14 protein-coding genes are annotated in these 17544 nt (G+C 63.9%); 6 read left to right on the forward strand and 8 right to left on the reverse strand.

Going from position 1 to position 17544, the window contains the following annotated elements:
* Positions 1–333: 333 nt before the first annotated feature.
* From QGG75_22090 to QGG75_22120, 7 genes are read right to left on the reverse strand one after another with little or no spacing between them, the layout of a single operon-like run.
* The gene (locus QGG75_22090) at positions 334–1848 is read right to left on the reverse strand and encodes an amidase (GenBank protein MDP6069914.1); all 1515 of its coding nucleotides are present in this window, start codon (positions 1846–1848) and stop codon (positions 334–336) included.
* Positions 1845–3398, reverse strand: coding sequence for an amidase (locus QGG75_22095; protein ID MDP6069915.1), 1554 nt, complete (start codon positions 3396–3398; stop codon positions 1845–1847). The genes QGG75_22090 and QGG75_22095 overlap by 4 nt, the downstream gene beginning before the upstream one ends.
* Complete coding sequence (locus tag QGG75_22100) at positions 3395–4120, reverse strand: ABC transporter ATP-binding protein (protein MDP6069916.1); 726 nt, start codon at positions 4118–4120, stop codon at positions 3395–3397. Before QGG75_22100 ends, QGG75_22095 begins: the two co-directional genes overlap by 4 nt.
* A complete protein-coding gene (locus QGG75_22105; GenBank protein MDP6069917.1) occupies positions 4113–4865 on the reverse strand; it encodes an ATP-binding cassette domain-containing protein in 753 nt (250 codons plus the stop codon). The genes QGG75_22100 and QGG75_22105 overlap by 8 nt, the downstream gene beginning before the upstream one ends.
* Entirely contained in the window at positions 4862–5893 is a 1032-nt protein-coding gene (locus QGG75_22110) for a branched-chain amino acid ABC transporter permease (protein ID MDP6069918.1), read from the reverse strand. Before QGG75_22110 ends, QGG75_22105 begins: the two co-directional genes overlap by 4 nt.
* Positions 5890–6756: a branched-chain amino acid ABC transporter permease gene (locus tag QGG75_22115; GenBank protein ID MDP6069919.1), complete on the reverse strand. Its 867-nt coding sequence runs from the start codon at positions 6754–6756 to the stop codon at positions 5890–5892. The genes QGG75_22110 and QGG75_22115 overlap by 4 nt, the downstream gene beginning before the upstream one ends.
* Before the next feature lie 30 nt (positions 6757–6786).
* Positions 6787–8025: a transporter substrate-binding protein gene (locus QGG75_22120; protein MDP6069920.1), complete on the reverse strand. Its 1239-nt coding sequence runs from the start codon at positions 8023–8025 to the stop codon at positions 6787–6789.
* A gap of 297 nt (positions 8026–8322) precedes the next feature.
* Here QGG75_22120 and QGG75_22125 point away from each other — a divergent pair, with 297 nt between their 5' ends.
* The 6 genes from QGG75_22125 (at position 8323) to QGG75_22150 (ending at position 16712) form a co-directional block, all read left to right on the forward strand.
* Positions 8323–9831 carry an amidase gene (locus tag QGG75_22125; protein ID MDP6069921.1) on the forward strand — a complete coding sequence of 503 codons (1509 nt, stop codon included), beginning with the start codon at positions 8323–8325 and terminating at the stop codon, positions 9829–9831.
* Positions 9832–10760: 929 nt separating this feature from the next.
* Positions 10761–12176 carry an indoleacetamide hydrolase gene (gene iaaH / locus QGG75_22130; protein ID MDP6069922.1) on the forward strand — a complete coding sequence of 472 codons (1416 nt, stop codon included), beginning with the start codon at positions 10761–10763 and terminating at the stop codon, positions 12174–12176.
* 72 nt (positions 12177–12248) lie between these two features.
* Positions 12249–13394, forward strand: a complete 1146-nt coding sequence (locus QGG75_22135) for a substrate-binding domain-containing protein (protein MDP6069923.1) — start codon at positions 12249–12251, stop codon at positions 13392–13394.
* Positions 13395–13451: 57 nt separating this feature from the next.
* Positions 13452–14306, forward strand: a complete 855-nt coding sequence (locus QGG75_22140; protein MDP6069924.1) for a branched-chain amino acid ABC transporter permease — start codon at positions 13452–13454, stop codon at positions 14304–14306.
* On the forward strand, positions 14284–16023 hold the full coding sequence (locus QGG75_22145) for an ATP-binding cassette domain-containing protein (protein ID MDP6069925.1): 1740 nt from the start codon (positions 14284–14286) through the stop codon (positions 16021–16023). The genes QGG75_22140 and QGG75_22145 overlap by 23 nt, the downstream gene beginning before the upstream one ends.
* A 5-nt stretch (positions 16024–16028) precedes the next feature.
* On the forward strand, positions 16029–16712 hold the full coding sequence (locus QGG75_22150; GenBank protein MDP6069926.1) for an ATP-binding cassette domain-containing protein: 684 nt from the start codon (positions 16029–16031) through the stop codon (positions 16710–16712).
* Between the two features lie 317 nt (positions 16713–17029).
* Here the strand turns inward: QGG75_22150 and QGG75_22155 are convergent.
* Positions 17030–17544, reverse strand: a 515-nt coding sequence (locus QGG75_22155) for an alginate lyase family protein (protein ID MDP6069927.1), incomplete at its 5' end; no start/stop codon positions are given.

The raw sequence follows: 17544 nt of genomic DNA on the forward strand, positions 1-17544 counted from the left end.
CCGCGTAAAGCCCAATTGACCGCTGGCTTACTTCAGCTGTCGCTCTTCAAAATTGCCGTCAGGGCCCGAATTTGCTACGCTGATGCATGGAACGGATGGCCATCAGGGGAATTTTGGTTTGATATGCTCAGAAACCCTAAAATAAATCAGGACAAAGGACCGGCCGCTGGCTGAGGAATGGGAGGGTGTTTTCACTGCTGAAACAAAATAGAACCTTCAGAAATAAAGAATTTCGCGTTTGTGCTATTTTTCACCGCGTCGCCTCTCGCCGACGAGTAGCCGTTCCGGCGGGAAGGCGCGCCATAAGTTGCTTGAATGTAGGCCAATTCGGTATCAGCGCCGCTGCCAGTCACCCGCCTGTTCGTAGGCGTGGGCGGCCCGGTAGAGCGTCGTCTCCTCGTGGTGCCGGCCGACCAGCATCAGGCCGATGGGGCGGCCGTCGCCGGTGCCGCAGGGGACGGTGATCGCCGGGTGGCCAGTGACGTTGAAGGCGCAGGTGTTATCGATGTTCTCCCAGCTGCGCTGGGTGACCAGCTCCGGCGGCGCGTCCGGCGGCGGCAGCGGCGTCGCCTTCAGCGGCTGGGTCGGCATCAGCAGCAGATCGTGCTCGGCGAACACCGCATTGTAGGCGGCACGCAGCCGGCGCCTGAGGTTCTGCGCCTTGGCGTAGTAGTGGCCCCGATGGTGGTCGAGGGAGTGCTGGCCGATCAGGGCCATGATGCGGATGGTGTCGGCGAACTCGTCGGTGCGGTCGCGCCAGCCGGCCGAGGCGTCGACCAGGCTGGTCACGTAGAGCCCCTCGTGGCAAACCCCGGCGCCGTTCATGGTCAGCATGGTGATCAGCCCACCGTCGTGGACGATCGGCGTCCAGATGGGCAGCGCCATGCGGTGCCAGGGGATGGAGACCTCCTTTACCTTGGCGCCGAGCTTCTTTAAGCGCTTGGCCTCGCGGCGCACGGTGGCGTCGACGTCGGGCTCCGAATGGGCGTGGCCGAAGCCCTCGTGCACCACGGCGATGCGCAAGCCGTCGGCGTCGCCGGTCAGGGCCTTGGTGTAGGGCCGCACCTTGGGCGTCTTCTGCCGCCCGTCCAGGCCGTCGGCGCCGGCGATGACCTCCAAAAGCAGGGCATTGTCGGCGACGCTGGCGGCGATGGGGCCACAGTGGTCGACGGTCACCTCCAGCGGGATGATGCCGCTGTAGGGCACCAGGCCGTAGGTGGGCTTCAGGCCGACCACGCCGCAATAGGATGCCGGGATGCGGATGGAGCCCGCCTGGTCGCCGCCGATGGCCATGTCCACTTCGCCGGCAGCGACCAGGGCGGCGCTGCCCGACGACGAGCCGCCGGCCGAATGCCCCGGCACTCGTGGGTTGATCACCGGCCCGGTGGAACTGGTATGGCTGCCGCCGGAAACGCAGTAGTACTCGCAGACCGCCTTGCCGGCGATCTCACCGCCGGCGTCGAGGATGCGGGTGGCCACCGTGGCGTCCAGGTCGGGCACGTAGCCCTCCAGCGTCGAAGTGCCGGCCATCATCGGCACCCCGGCCAGGCAGACGTTGTCCTTGAGCGCGATGCGCCGGCCCTTCAGCTTGCCGCGCGCAGCACCCTTGACGGCGGTCTTCACGTACCAGGCGCCGTGCAGGTTCTCGGCACCCTCGGGGCGATAGCCCGGCGTGCGCGGGTACTTCACCAGCGGCACCTCGTCGGGGATCCCGTCCAGCACCCGGTAGGCGCCGGCCAGGGGTTCGAGAATCCGCCTGGTGGCTTCCAGGTAGTCGTCGGTCGGCGCCATGCCCAGGCGCTCGGCGGCCTGGCGCAGCTGGGCGACGGAAGGCAGGGTGAAGGTCATGTCCGTTTCCTCCTTTTGGTCTTTTTCGTCGGCCCGGCGGCCCGCCAGTCCACCGATCGCTCGAAGGCGTGGGCGACGCGGTAGAGCATCGCCTCCTGCCAGTGGCGGCCGGTGATCATCAGGCCAACGGGGCGGTCGTCGCTGACGCCGCAGGGAATGGACAGCGACGGATGGCCGGTGACGTTGAAGGCGCAGGTGTTGCCGATGTTTTCCCAGCTGCGCTGCATGCGCTCCTCGAAGGGGGCATCGGGCGGCGGAATGGGCGTTGCCTTCATGGTCGTCGTCGGCATGACCAGCACGTCGTGGCTCTCCAGGGCCGCGTCGTAGGCGGCTCGCAGGCGCCGCCTCAGGTTCTGCGCCTTGCCGTAGAACCGCATGCCGTGGTTCTTCAGGGAATAGCGGGCCAGCATCAGGATGATCCGCGCCGTGTCCGGCAGTTCGTTGGCCCGTTCCCTGAGTGCCGACAGGGGGTTGGCCAGGGAATTGACGTAGAGCCCCTGGCTGCCGACGCCCAGGCCGTTGGTCAAAACCAGGGTGAAATAGGTGCCCTCCAGAGTCAGCGGCACCCACAGGGGAACGGCGAAGGTGTGCCAGGGGACCGACACCTCCTCAACCTCGGCGCCCAGTTTGGCCAGGGACTTGGCCGCCTTGCGCACCAGTTGATCGACGTCGGGCTCGGAATCGGGGGTGCCGAAGCCCTCGCGCACGACGCCCACCCGCAGGCCCTTGATGTCCCGGTCCAGGACCTGCGTATAGCGCTCCACCCGGCATCCCCCCTGGCGAGCGTCGAGACCGTCCGGGCCGGCCATCACCCCCAGGAATCGGGCGTTGTCGGCCACGTCGGCGGTCAGGGGACCGGCGTGGTCGATGGTCGGTTCGATGCTCATGACTCCGGTGTAGGGAACCAGGCCATGGGTCGGCTTCATGCCGACCACGCCGGAGAAGGAGGCCGGGATGCGGATCGATCCCGCCTGGTCGCCGCCGATGCCCATGTCCACTTCGCCGGCGGCGACCAGGGCGGCGCTGCCGGTGGACGAACCGCCTGGCGTATGGCCAGCCTTGCGCGGGTTTTCCACCAGGCCCGAGGCGCTGGTGTGGCTGCCGCCGGCGACGGAGAAGTATTCGCAGACCGACTTGCCTAGGATGGTGGCGCCGGCATCCAGAAGGCGGGTGACGATGGTGGCGTCCACCTCGGGCACGTAGCCCTCGAGCACCGAGGCACCATTCATCATCGGCACCCCGGCCAGACAGACCGTGTCCTTCACGGCGACGGTGCCACCGGCCAGCGGGCCCGAGGGCGCGCCCTCGACCGTGGTTTTCACGTACCAGGCGCCGTAGGGGTTGTCGTCGCCCTCCGGGCGGTAGCCGGGGGTGCGCGGGTACTTCACCGCCGGCAGGTCCTCCGCCAGCTGGCCGACGAAGGCGTAGGCCTCGCAAAACGGTGCCAGATAGGCGCGTAGGGTCTCCACGTAGTCGTCGTCGCTCATGTCCAGGCCCAGCTCGGCGCCCACTTCGCGGAGCTGGGCCGCTGTCGGCTGCTTGAAGGTCATGGTCCGGCCTCCTCTGCCTCGGTAGCCTGCGTGCCGACGAATTCCGCCATGATCTCAGCATGGTGCAGCTCCCGAGGCGCCAGTTCCTTGAGAATGCGTCCCTTCTGGATGATCATCACGCGGCTGCACAGGGCGGCGACGAAATCCAGGTTCTGCTCGACGATGACGATGGTCAGGCGGCGCTCGTCGCGCAGCCGGAGAAGGATGTCCTCGATTCGATCGATGATCGACGGCTGGATGCCCTCGGTGGGCTCGTCGAGTAGGATCAGCCGAGGCTCGGCACAGAGACAGCGGGCCAGGGCCAGGATCTGCTGCTCTCCGCCGCTGAGGGCGCCGCCGTGGCGATCCAGGAGCGGTTTCAGCGCTGGAAAGTCCTCGATCACCGATTGCACCACGGCCTCGGGCCGTCGCGATGCCACCGCCCCCATGCGCAGGTTGTCCAGGACTGAAAGCTGCGGAAAGATCTGCCGGCCCTGCGGTACGTAGCCTAGGCCGCGCCGCGCCCGGAGATGCGGTGGTAGCGGCGCCAGGTCCTCGCCGTCGAGTTCGATGCGGCCGCGTACCGCCGGTACCAGGCCGATCAGCGTGCGCATCAGGGTGGTCTTGCCCATGCCGTTGTGGCCCAGCACCCCCACTACCTCGCCCTTGGCGGCGGAGAAATCTATGTCGCTGAGGATCGGAATGCGGCCGTAGTTGGCGCACAGGCCCCGGACGTCAAGCATGGTCTGCGGCCTCCCCACCCGAACCGGCCCCAGCCGCCTTGCCCAGGTAGATGTCGCGCACCCGCGGATCGGCCATGATCCGGTCCTTGGTGTCCTCGACGAAGATGGCGCCCCTGTGCAGGACGGTGACCCGGTCGGCGATCATGCGAATGAACTGCATGTCGTGCTCGACGACGATGATGGCGCGCTCGCGGTTGATCTCAAGGATCAGCTCGGCAGTGCGCGCCACCTCGTCCTGGGTCATGCCGGCCGTCGGCTCGTCCAAAAGGACCAGGTCGGGATCGTTGGCCAGCACCAGGCCCAGCTCCACCCACTGGCGCTGGCCGTGCGCCAGGTGGCCGACCGGCCGGCGGGCCAGATCCTGCAGACCGAGGCGCTCCATCAGCGCCTCGACCCGGGACGCGGCGGCGGCCTTGTTGCGGCCACGGCGGGCCGCCAGGCGCAGGTTCTCGCGCACCTCCAGGCCTTCGAAGACGCTCGGCACCTGGGTCTTGATGCCGATCCCCATGCGCGCGATGGCGTGCGGCTCGGCGCCGGTGATGTCGCGTCCGCGGTACAGGACCCGGCCGGACAAGGGGCGCAACTGGCCGCTGAGAATCTTGAAAAACGTGCTCTTGCCGGCACCGTTGGGGCCGATCAGGCAGCGCAGCTCGCCCTCGGCGAGGGCGAAGTTGACCCTGTCGATGGCAGCAACGCCGCCGAAGGTCTTGATCAGGTCCCGGGTCTCAAGGAGCGACGCGGTCATAGCGGGTCCCCGCCGCCCGGCTCGGCCAGCTCGGGGAACCGGCGCGCCGCCCAGGGGCGCAGGCGCTCGGCCAGCATGGGGACGAGGCCCTTCGGCACCAGGAGCACGAACAGCACGAACAGCCCCCCCAGGACCAAGTTGGTGTCGGCGATCTTGGCCTCGCCCAGCCAGGCGATGAGGAACTGGATGGCGACCGCGCCGACAATAGGCCCGATCAGAGTGCCCAGGCCGCCGACCAGAATCCAGACGATGATCTGGGCGGTGAAGACGATGCTGAAGACGTTGGGCCCGACGAAGGAGCCCCAGGACACCGACAGCACCCCGGCCAACCCGGCGATGCCGGCGCCGATCATCAGCACCCAGAGCTTGTGCCGGTGCACGTCGTACCCGAGCAGCCCGGCCCGCGCCTCGTTTTCCCGGATGGCCACGGTGACCCGCCCGAAGTGGCTGTGCAAAAGCCAGCGCAGGCCGAAGTAGGTGGCGACCAGCACCGCCGCCGCCAGTAGGTACATGCCCTCGAAGCTGATCGGCCGGTCCGGATCGCCGGGCCAGTTGATCGGTGGCAGGCCGGGCAGGCCGTTGTAGCCGCCCAGCGGCGCCTCGCCGATGCGGTACTGGTCGCCGGCGGTGCTGTTGATCAGGTGGAAGAGAATCAGCGACACGGTGAGCGTGATCACCGCCAGGTAGACGTCGCTGACGCGCCCCCAGAACATGAAGTAGCCGAGCACCGCGGCGAAGGCGACCGGCAGGGCAACGCCCAGCAGGATCGGCAGGGTACTCTCGCCGGTGTTCAGCACCGTGACGGCGTAGGCGTAGGCGCCCAGCCCGTAGAACATGGACTGGCCGAGGCAGAGGATGCCGCCGAAGCCCCAGACCAGGGCCAGGCTGAGCGCCAGGGTGGCCATGATCAGGTAGATGGTGGCGTTGACCAGGGTGAAGACCTCGAAGGCCAGCGGCGGCACGACCAGCAGAACGAGCGCCGCCGCCGTCGCCGCCAGGAGGCCGGCCTGGTTGGCGCTGGGCCTCACAGCCCCCTCCGGAAGAAGCGCCCGGTGATGCCCGTGGGCAGGATGCGCAGTAGCATGATGGCTGAAGCCAGCAACGCCACCTCGCCGATCACCGGCGTGGTCACGAAGGTGACGGCCTGGTTGACCAGGCCGAGCAGGCCCGCCGCCGAGACGGTGCCGGCCAGCACCGTAGCGCCGCCGCTGATCACCGTGATGAAAGCCTTGGCGATGTAGGTCATGCCGACCACCGGCACCACCCCGGAGATGGGCGCCATGATGGCGCCGGCCAGGCCGCTCAGGGCGGCGCCGAAGCCGAAGGTCAGGGCGTAAACCTTACGGGTGTCGGTGCCCAGGGCGGCGGCCATGTCGGCGTTCTGCATGGTGCCCCGGGCGATCAGGCCGAACCAGGTATAGCGCATCAGGGCGTAGACGCCGATCAGGATTAGCGCCGTAACGCCGATGACGAAGAAGGTGTAGCCGCCTTCCTTGTAGGCGCCGATCCGTACAGGGCCGAAGGGCGGCAGGATGCCCTCCTGGTAGAACCCCACGGTGACCGTCGCCAGGCCCATGAGGAACAGGCTGAGCCCCCAGGTGGCCAGCACCGTCTCGATCACCCGGCCGTAGAGGTGGCGGATGATCAGCCACTCGACGAGCATGCCGACCAGGCCGACCACCAGCGGCGCCAGCACCAGCATGGAGACCCAGCGGTTGATGCCGGCGTGGGTTGACAGGATCACCGTGTAGCCGCCCATCATCAGAAACTCCCCGTGGGCGAAGTTGATCACCCGCATCATGCCGAAAATGACTGCCAGCCCGACGCTGATCAGCGCCAGGCTGGCGATGGCATAGAGAACCTGAATGACGATGACCGCCGCGAAGTCCAAGGCCGTCCCCTTGCTCAATCGAGAAAGAGCCTAGATCTTCGGTTCGAACTGCTTGTTGGTCTGCGGGTTCTTGATCAGGTTGCAGACGCCTTGCGGGTTGGTCGGCGTAACCTGCTTGAAGGTCTGCAGGATGTCGAACTTGCGGTTCTTCATCTGTGCCAGGTACATATCGAATACGCAGTGATGGGTCTCCGGCTGCACGGTGATCTTGCCGTTCGGACCGTCGATGCTGACGCCGCTTTCCAAGGCCGCAATCACCTTGTCCCGGTCGGTCGAACCGGCCTTCTTCACGCCCTTGGCCCAGATCAGGACTCCCAGGTACGACGAGACGGCCAGGTCACCCAGATAGCCGTACTTGTCGCCGAACTTGGCCCTGAAGCGGCCCAAGAACGCGGCATTGGTGGGTAGGTCGATTTCATCTACGTAGCTGTAACAGACCGTGATCCCGTCGGAGAGCTCGGTCGGCATACGCAGGTGCTCGCCGGCCTCGCCGAAAGTCTGCGAGGCGATGGGGATCTCCTTGTTCATGCCGGCCGCGGCCCACTGGCCGTAGAAGGCGCCGTGTGCCGGCCCAACGAAGGTATTGACGATAAAGTCAGGCTTCGCCGCCTGGATCTTGCTGATGGTCGGGCCGAACTGGTTGACGTCCAGCGGGAAGTAATCCACCTGGATCACCTGGGCCCCGTGTTCCTGGGCGATTTTCTTTGTCCACTTAGCGGAGATCTGTCCGAAGTTGTAGTCGGCGGCCAGCACGTAGATCTTCTTGCCGTGCTTTTTGACCATGTGAGGGATCAGGTTTGCCAGCAGTTGGCCGGGCGTGGTACCCGTGCAGAAGATGTTGCGGTCGCAGACTCCCCCTTCGTAGGGCATGTTGTAAAAGTAGAGGGTCCGGGTGCGCTTGAAGATCGGCCGCACCACCTCGCGCGAGGAACTGGTCAGGCCGCCGAACACGGTGACCACCTTGTCCCGAAGGCCCAACTGTTGGGCGTATTGGGCATAGAGCTTGTTGTCGGCCTGGGCATCGTAACCCACCAATTCCACTTGCTTGCCCAACAGGCCGCCAGCCTTGTTGATCTCCTCGAGGGCCAATTGCACGCAACGCAGCTTGTTGGTGCCAAAGGCCTGGAAGGGACCGGTCAGATTATGCATCCCGCCCACGCGAATGGTGTCCGCCGCCTCGGAAACTCGTGGCCAGACGAGGGAACCGGCGGACAGTGCCGCCGCGCCGGACAGTGAAGTCTTGAGAAAATCCCTGCGTTTGATCGTCACGACAAATCCTCCTCTGCTGTGGTCCTGGACGGGCCGGGGACAGCCATGTCCTGCCTTGCTCGTTGTCGAGCAGATTTTTTTTGGCCGACATTCCGCAGATAGCTCGCGGCTCGGCCCCCACGATAGCAGAATCGGCCTCAACAAAAAACCCTAATGGGCACAACCCCTCCCCACCGGCGTTCTGGACACCAAAACCCCGTTTGAGGAAATCAAGGATTCGGCTATGGTGGCCGAATATCTTGGTTTTGAAGCCAGAACCTGAAGCAATTTGTGCCATAGCCAAAGGAGTGCAGGCAAATGAAACCGTCAGCTAAACAGATGCGTGAGATTGCCGCCAGCTTCGGGGTCAGCCTGAGCGACGAGGATACGGAGTTCTTTGGCCAGGTTCTGGGGCCGCTGTTCGATCTGACCGAGGCCGCCCTTGACGGCTCCGACGCCCTACCGCAGGTGAAGTATCCCCGCAGCCCCGGCCAGCGGCCCGCGGCGGCGGACAATCCTCTGAACGCCTGGTACGTGAAGACCGAAGTGAAGGGCGCCGCAACGGGCAAGCTTGCCGGTCGCACAGTGGCGCTCAAGGATACAGTTTTGTTGGCGGGAGTGCCGTTGATGAACGGTGCCTCGGTCATGGAAGGCTATGTGCCGGAGGTCGACGCCACCATCGTGACCCGCATGTTGGATGCCGGCGCCACCATCACCGGCAAGGCGGTCTGTGAGTACTTCTCTGTTTCGGGCAGCAGTTTCACATCGGCCACGGGCTCCGTCCACAATCCCCGCAAGATGGGCTATTCGGCCGGCGGCTCGTCTTCGGGTAGCGCCGCCCTGGTCGGCGGCGGCGAGGTCGATATGTCGATCGGCGGCGATCAGGCGGGCTCGATCCGTATTCCGTCGGCGTTTTCGGGTGTCGTCGGCATGAAGCCGACCCATGGCCTGGTTCCCTACAGCGGTATCATGAGCATGGAGGTTTCCATCGACCACGTCGGGCCCATGACCGCCAACGTGGCCGACAACGCCTTGTTGCTGGAAGTGCTGGCCGGGCCCGACGGTTATGACAACCGCCAGTCCGGCGTGGCCGCTGATAACTATACGGCGGAACTTGAGCGCGGCGTCGAGGGCCTGCGAATCGGCATCATCGAGGAAGGCTTTGGCCGCGAGGAATCGGAGGACGCGGTCGATGCGGCAGTGCTGGCCGCGGCCGATCTGTTGGCCAGCCTGGGAGCGACAGTCGAGCGCATATCCGTGCCGCTCCACAATGACATCGGCAATATCTTTCTGCCCATGATCGCCGAAGGCATGGTCCGTCAGTTCACCTTTGGCGGCGGCGTGGCCAGTGGGGCTGCGGGCTTCTATCCGCCCAGCCTTATCGAGCAGATCAACACCCTGGGCCGGCGCGCCGATGAATGGCCCGATACGGCCAAGGCCCTTACCCTGCTGGGCGCCTGGGTCAAGCAGACCTATGGCGGGCGCATCTATGGCAGGGGCCAGAACCTGAAAACCCAGGCCACGGCGCAATATGCCGAATTGTTCGAGCAATGGGATCTGTTGTTGACGCCGACGCTGCCCATGGCCGCTATGCCCCTGCCGGGCGAAGGGGATGACCGGTTGAGCAAAATCGGCCAGGCCTGGTGCATGCTGGGCAACACCTCACCCTACAACTACACCGGCAACCCGGCTCTTTCGCTGCCCTGCGGCCGCAACGCCGAGGGCCTGCCCGCCGGCTTGCAGTTGATCGGCAAGCGTTACGATGAACGCACCATCTACCGTGCTGCGGCGGCCTTCGAAGCCAACTACGATTGGCAAGCTGCCTAATAATTAAGGGCGCCGCCTCGGGCCGAGGTGGCCCGGTGCCAAACCAGAGCTGCGCCAGGTTGTCGTTGTAGACCACGAGCCCGCCGAAGTCCTGGGCCAAGACGCGGCCGTTGTGCTGCCCCGGCAGGACGACCTGCAGCGAGGTAGAGCGCGGCATAAAGGCCGGCATCTTGGGGTCGACGATGAGCATCGGGGGCTGGTGCTGGCGGTTGCTCGCATCCAGGAGCAGCTTCAGGCCGGCACCGGGGACAGCAACGTCGCGACGCTGCTGGGCGAGCTAGGCTTTCCACCTGACCTGAGAAAAAGGGGCTTTTAGGCACATCCGTTGGGTTTGAGGGGGAGTAGTCTCCAAACCGTGCTTCCTATTCCCGACGCTCCCGTATCTGGCCGTCCCGGCGAGAAGAGCAAAGCCAAGAGAACGAAGTTGGTGGTGGGCAATAATACCTCCGCCGACGATGCATCGCCTTAGAACAAACCTCGGAAATGAGCTACACTCGAAAGTTGGTGATGCGATGAGATGAAGGCGGTGTATCCTGGCGATGCTGAAGTCGCCATTTCCACGAAGGAAGGCTACGCCATGAGAGAGGATACAGTTGTCGAGCTTCGCCAACCAGGATCGTTTTCGGAGGACCCCCGTTATTAACGAAGATTATTCGTAGTCGGGACGTCGAAGCGAAAAAGCACTTTTCTGTTCGACGAGGCAACGCCGTCCGGGCCGTCAAGGGCGGCCGGGATGGCCAAATAGGAATAGTCGAAACGTTGCGCGTCCTAAGCCGCGCTAGACGCTGACCTGGTCGCGGCTCCCCACGATCGGCCGTGGTGGCACCGTCGTCTTGCTGCTGGTTATTGCCTCGTGATAGTTTTGTTGCGGGCAGGATTTACGTTGAACGGTGATTTGTCGATGAGCTGAGTAATAAAGGGGGGGGGACATGGATCTCCATCAACTAACCGTGGCGGAAGCGGTTGCACTGCTGAATTCGGGCCAGGCCAGCGCCGTCGAATTGGCCCAGGCCTTGCTGGCGCGGCAGCAAGCGCTGAGCGGGCTGAACGCCTTTATCAGCATCGATCCAGACAGTGTGCTGGCAGCCGCCGCGGCCGCGGACGAGACGCGTGCAGCCGGCGGCAGCAGCCGGGCCTTGCTCGGTATCCCCTTGGTATTAAAAGATAATATCGACACCGCCGGTGTCATGACGACAGCCGGTACGCCGGCGCTGCGAAGCAATATTCCTGCTGCCAATGCCCCGGTGGCGCAGGCCCTGTTTGACGCCGGGGCCTATTGTTTCGGTAAAACCAACCTGCACGAACTGGCCTATGGCGTGACCTGCAACAACGGCGCCTTTGGGCCGACGGGCAATCCTTACGATTCGACGCGCATACCCGGCGGCTCGTCCGGCGGCACAGGGACAGCCGTGGGCGCGCGCCTGGCGCCGGCCGGCCTGGGCAGCGATACCGGCGGCTCGGTGCGGGTGCCGGCGGCGCTCTGCGGCATCACAGGCCTTCGCCCCTCCAGCGGACGCTACAGCCAGCAGGGTGTGGTGCCGATTTCCAGTACCCGCGACACCGTCGGACCGATGACCCGGTCGGTGGCCGATGCCGCCTTGTTGGACGGCATTATTTGCGGCCACGGCGGCGCCATCGCGCCGGCCGACCTCAAAGGCTTGCGCCTCGGCGTGCCGCGCGGCTATTACTACGAAATGCTCGACAGCGAGACCGCTTCCGTGATGGAGGCGGCCTTGAGCCGTTTGGCCGATTACGGCGTCACCCTGGTGGAAGTCGATGTCGAGGGCGTGGCCCAAGCCAACGAAGCCGCCAGCATGCCGGTGGCGCTTTTTGAAACCAGCGTCACCTTGAACGCCTACCTTTCGGCCCACGGGCTCGATTTTGATTATGCCGCCGTGGTGGCCGAGGTCGCCTCGCCTGACGTCAAGGGGCTGCTGGACAGCCTGATGGGCGACGACGCCATTCCCGAAGAAGTTTACCTGCAAGCCCTCAACGAAGCCCGGCCCAAACTCAGGGCCCTGTTCACGGACTTCTTTGCCACTAACGACTTGGCCGCCATCGTCTTCCCGACCACGCCGATGCCGGCGGCCAAGATCGGCGAGGATGAAACCGTCAACGTGGCCGGTGAAGACGTGCCCACCTTCATGACCTACATCCGCAACACCGACCCGGCCAGCAATGCCGCTTTGCCGGGCCTCAGCATGCCGGCCGGAATGACCGCCACGGGCCTGCCCGTGGGTATGGAGTTCGATGGACCGGAAGGCAGCGACGAAACCATTCTGGCTATCGGCATGGCGGTCGAGGCGAACGAGCCGGCTTGGCCGGAACCTGCACTCGACACCTAAATCCGACCAACAGGGGGACATCCCATGAAAAAGTTTACTTCCACGCTTATCAAGCCGACGCGTCGGCAATTCTTGACTTCCACCGCGGGCGCCCTGGCGCTGGCTTCGGCGCCAGCGATTATTCGCCCGGCCAAGGCCGCCGACAACTTCAAGATCGGCCTCTTCGCCGCGCTCACCGGCCCGGCCTCGCTGTTCGGCCCGACCCAAAAGGCCTGCGCCGAGCTGGCCGTCGATCAGGTCAACGCAGCCGGCGGCATCAACGACAAGAAGGTTGAATTGATTGTCGTCGATGGCGGCGTCTCCCCCGCCGACGCGGCCAAGACGGGCATCCGCTTGATGCTTAACGAGCAAGTTGATTTCGTCGTCGGCTCGCACGACAGTGCCGTGCGCCAGGCCCTGGTCGCTGCCTTCAAGGGCAAGCTGCCCTACGTCTATACGCCGATATACGAAGGCAACGAATGTGCGCCCCACACCTACGTCATCGCCGACACGCCGCCGCAGCAGCTCGATCTGGCATTGCCCTGGCTGGCCCAACATTCGGGCATGGACACGGTTTACATGATCGGCAACGACTATGTCTGGCCGCAGGTTCTGAACAAGTACGCCAAGGGCATGATTGCCAAGCTGGGCGGCAAGGTGGTGGGCGAGGAATACATGCCGCTGGGTGCGCCCAACAAGTTCGAGGAAGTCGTCACCCGCATCAAGGCGGCCAACCCGAAGCTGGTTTTCGTCACCCTGGTGGGCGGCGACAATGTCAACTTCAACCGCACCTTCGCGGCCTTCGGGGCTGACAAGATCACCCGCTTGTCCTCGCTGCTGGAAGAGAACACCCTGCTCGGCATCGGCAAGGAGAACGCCAACAATCTCTATGGCGCCATGTCCTACTACGCCAATATCGAGACCCCCCGCAATGCCGCCTTCAAGCAGGCCTACGCCGCCAAATTCGGCGCCAAGGCACCCAACCTGAGCTTGCTCGGCGAAGACTGTTACGCCGGCGTCAAGTTCACCGCAGCGGTGGCCAACAAGGCGGGCTCGGCCAACACCGCCGCCGTTGCCAAGGCGGCCCTGAACCTGACCTTCGAAGCACCGGGCGGGCAATGGACCATGCGCGCCAACCGCCATGTCGACAAGGATATGCATCTGGCCGATGCCACGGGTGGCAGTTTCAAGGTCATCAAGTCGGTGGCCAACATGGCGTCGGGTCAGACCTGCACCTGAATCGCCGCTTGGCGATCAGGTCTAGGGTTTCGGGAATTGGGTTTCGGGAGTTAGGCGGTGGATCCTCTGATTTTGACGCAGGGGCTGAACGTGCTTTTTGCCGTGACGTTGCTGGTCATCATCGTGCTGGGTTTGGCGGTGGTCTTCGGCTGGTTGGGCGTGATGAACCTGGCCCATGGCGAGTTCATCATGCTGGGCGCCTACGCCGCCGTTTTCACCAACCAACACGGCTTGCCGTTTATCCTAGCGGTGCCGCTGGCCATGCTGGTCTGCGGCACCGTCGGCTGGCTGGTCGAGCGGATCCTGATCCGGCCGCTCTATGCCCGGCCCTTTGATTTGCTGCTGGCCACCTGGGGCTTGGGGATCCTGATCCGGGAGGTGGTGGAGGCCTTTTACGGCGGCGGCTTTCACAACGTACCGGTGCCCGTGGCGGGGGCCGTCGACGTGCTGGGCGCCTCCTACCCGGCCTATCGTTTGCTGATTATCGCCCTGGCCGCGCCGCTGATCGGGCTGATGCTTTGGTGGTATCTCAAAAGCTCTACCGGGGCCCGGGTCAAGGCCATGGTAGGCAATCCCGAACTGGCCCAGGCGGTGGGCATCCAGACCGACGTGCTGGCCCGCAACACCTTCATCTTCGGCTCCCTGCTGGCCGGTCTGGCCGGCGTCGTCATCGCTCCCCTGATGTCGGCCAACCCCTACATGGGCTTGGATTTCGTCATCACCGCCTTTTTCGCCATTATCGTCGGCGGTCTGGGCAGCGTTTTGGGATTGTTCGTAGGCTCCGGCATTATCGGCGGCCTCGACAGCGTGGTCTCGGCCATCCTCAACCGCACCACGGCCTACCTGCTGGTCCTGGCGATTGCCGTCTTTTTCCTCTGGCTCAGGCCCCGTGGCATATTTTCTCGCGTTTAGCGCCGCCCTGGTGGCGCTGGTGCTGGCCATCCCGGCCGTGCTCGGGCTCTATTGGACCTTCCAGCTTTCGCTCACCTTTCTTTATGCCATCGTCGCCATCGGCATCGGAATTTGCTGGGGGCAGGGCGGTTTCCTGCCGCTCGGGCAGGGCATGTTTCTCGGCCTCGGCGCCTACATGTCGGGCCTTATTCTGGTCAATTATTCGGGCTCGGCGATCATCTGGCTGTTGCTGCCGGCGGCTGCCATCGTGCCCGCCGTGTTGGCCTGGGGCATCGGGCTGGCGGTCTTTCGCGGGCGCACCGAAAGCGGCCCGTTCTTCGCCCTCATCACCCTGGCCCTGACGCTGTTGGCCTTTCAGATCGCCAACACCTGGAATGATGTCACCGGCGGCTTCAACGGTTTGCGCAACATCCCCGACCTGCCTGGCATGGACGGCTACGATGCGCGCTATTATTTTGCTGCCGGGGCGCTGGTGGCGGCGCTGGGGCTGGCGGCCTGGCTGATCAATGCGCCGCTCGGCGTGGTCTGGCGGGCGCTGGCCCAGAACGAGCGGCGGATCGTCTTTTTCGGCTATTCGACGACGCATCTGAAGGCCACGGCCTTCGCCGTTGCCGGTTTTCTGGCCGGCTTCGCCGGTCTGCTTTACGCCCCGCAGCAGAATCTGGTGACGCCGACGCTGAGCGGCTTTTTGATATCCGCGGACCTCGTCATCTGGACGGCTGTGGGCGGCCGGCGCAGCGTCATCGGGCCGCCCGTGGGGGCCATATTGATCGGCGTCCTAACGACCGAGCTGCGCGACCGCGTGACGGTCTGGGAAGTCATCGTGTCGCTGGTATTTATCCTGGTCGTGCTTTATCTGCCCAACGGATTGGTCGGCATGTTGGCACCGCTGCAGCGCCGGCTGGCGGCCCTCGCGGCCCGCCGGCCAAAGCCCGTCGAGGCGCCGCCGCCAGCCCACGGCGGCTTGGCGGCACCGGCGCTGGGTGTCGATGGCTGTCATCTCAGCGTCGGTGACGTGCACATCCTGGATGGCCTTAGTTTGGCTCTGGAGGCGCCATCGATCTACTGCCTGATCGGGCCCAACGGGGCCGGCAAGACCTCGACCTTCAACACCATAACCGGTGAGTTGAAATCACAGAGCGGCGATATTCGCTTCGACGGGGTGGCGCTAGGCGCCTTGCCGCCGGAGAGGATTGCCAAGCTGGGAATTGGGCGAAAATTCCAGATCCCCAGCGTTTTCACCGAACTCAGCGTGCGCGACAACATCCACGTGGCACTGTGGGGCACGCGGGCGCGGTTTTTGGACCTGCTGAAGCCCTCGCTCAGGCGTTGGCAGACGCCGGTGCTGGCGCAGTTGCGCCAACGCTACCCCTTCCTCGAGAACGATGCCGAGATGGCTGGCAACCTCAGTCACGGCGAGCGGCAAATTCTCGAATTGGCCATGTCGTTGGTGGCCGAGCCGCGCTTGTTGCTGCTGGACGAGCCCTGCGCCGGCATGTCGGCGGAGGATTCGCAAATCGTCATCGACACCATTCATTGGGCCCGTCAGACACTGGGTCTGACGGTGGTCGTCATCGAGCACGACATGGCCCTGGTGCGCGAGATCGCCGATCATATTTTTGTCATGCACCAGGGCAGTCTGCTGGCCCAGGGCGATGTCGCCTCGATCCAGGCCGACACGCGGGTCCGGGACGTCTACGTCGGCATAACGGTATGAGCCCTTTGTTCCAGTTCGACGATATCGTCGGCGGCTACGGCGAGGTCGAGGTGGTGCGCGGCGTCTCGGGTCAGATCGAGCCCGGCCGGGTGGTCGGCGTAACTGGGCGCAACGGTGTCGGCAAAAGCACGCTGTTGAAATTGCTCTTTGGATCCCTGCCCCTGATCGGCGGGGCCGTCAGGTTTCGTGGGCGCGATCTCAAGGGCACGAGCCCGGCGCAACGCAGCCGGGACGGCATCAGCTTCTGCCCGCAGGAGCGCATCGTGTTCGACAATCTCGGCGTCTGGGAAAACCTCTCGCTGATGCAGAGCCGGGCGGCGGTCGAAGATTTCGCGGTCTTTTTTGAGGTCTTTCCCAGGTTGCGCGAGCGTCTGCGCCAACACGCCGGCACCCTGAGCGGTGGCGAACGCAAAATGCTGTCGTTCATGCGCACGATGTCCGAGGGCAAAACCCTGGCTCTGCTCGACGAGCCGACCGAGGGCGTACAACAGGAAAATATCGATCACATGACCGATCTCGTGCTGCAGGCGCGCCATGACCAGCGTTCATTCGTGATTGTCGAGCAAAACATCCACTTCCTGGAGAACGTGGCTGATTACTTGATCGTGATGGACCAGGGGAGGATCGTTCTCGAGGGGCCCGCGGTAACGATCAAGCGGGCTGATATCATCGCCCACCTGGGGGTCTAGATTTTCCTTCGCGCCCCATCCCTTAGCCAAAGGCGGCGATCTCGAAGGGTGCCACCAGACGGCCGGCGGCGGGCTTGGCGGGAGCTTTCCTAGTGGTGCGAACCAAACAGAAGAGTCCTTCTGTTTGGTGTCTTGCGTGTTTGACGTCAGCGCCTATGGCTGAATTGCCTCTGGCGATACGGCCGAGGCCGCACCGGCCCGTTCCGGCCTTCGCTGTTGATGGGCTGCGGCCGAACCGGGCCTCAGAACGGATGGCAAACAGACTAACTTAGGATGTGGTACAAACCTTGGGGGCAGGTTAGAAATGATAACAAATTTCAGGAGTTGGTGTGGACAAAGCAAAGTGGATTTCCGCCACTAATATCATGCGCCTCCGAACGGTTAGTTCGAACAATAGTCGAAATATCCCTTAGGTTTTTAGCACTCTCACTTTCTGGAAAGCGCGATGTATAATAATGCCCCCAAAAACCGCCCCATTTATTATTCCAATCTATTTTCTGGTTAGTGGCTGAATAACCCCTAAAACTGCCCGGCCTCTCCTTTGCGTAATCTGCAATAAGACTGGGGTCTTTAGTCGCCGAAATCAGGAATGCTATCGCGTGGTCTAATGATTTGTTATCAGACTGATAGCTATAAAGATCAATGCCCTGATTGGCTGCCATTTCAGCGATAACGACTAGTGAAGCAATTGCGGCATTTGTATAATGAATTGCCGATCCCCATCTGCCGCTGTCACCTGGAAGGCTGCCATCTTTTCGCATTCCTTGAATGGCCGTCTCGTAAATGTTCAATGCTAAATTCACACGCTGCACATCGTCAGTAATTATTCCTA

It is taken from the genome of Alphaproteobacteria bacterium, from assembly GCA_030740435.1.
In the GTDB taxonomy this organism is placed as follows: Bacteria; Pseudomonadota; Alphaproteobacteria; order UBA2966; family UBA2966.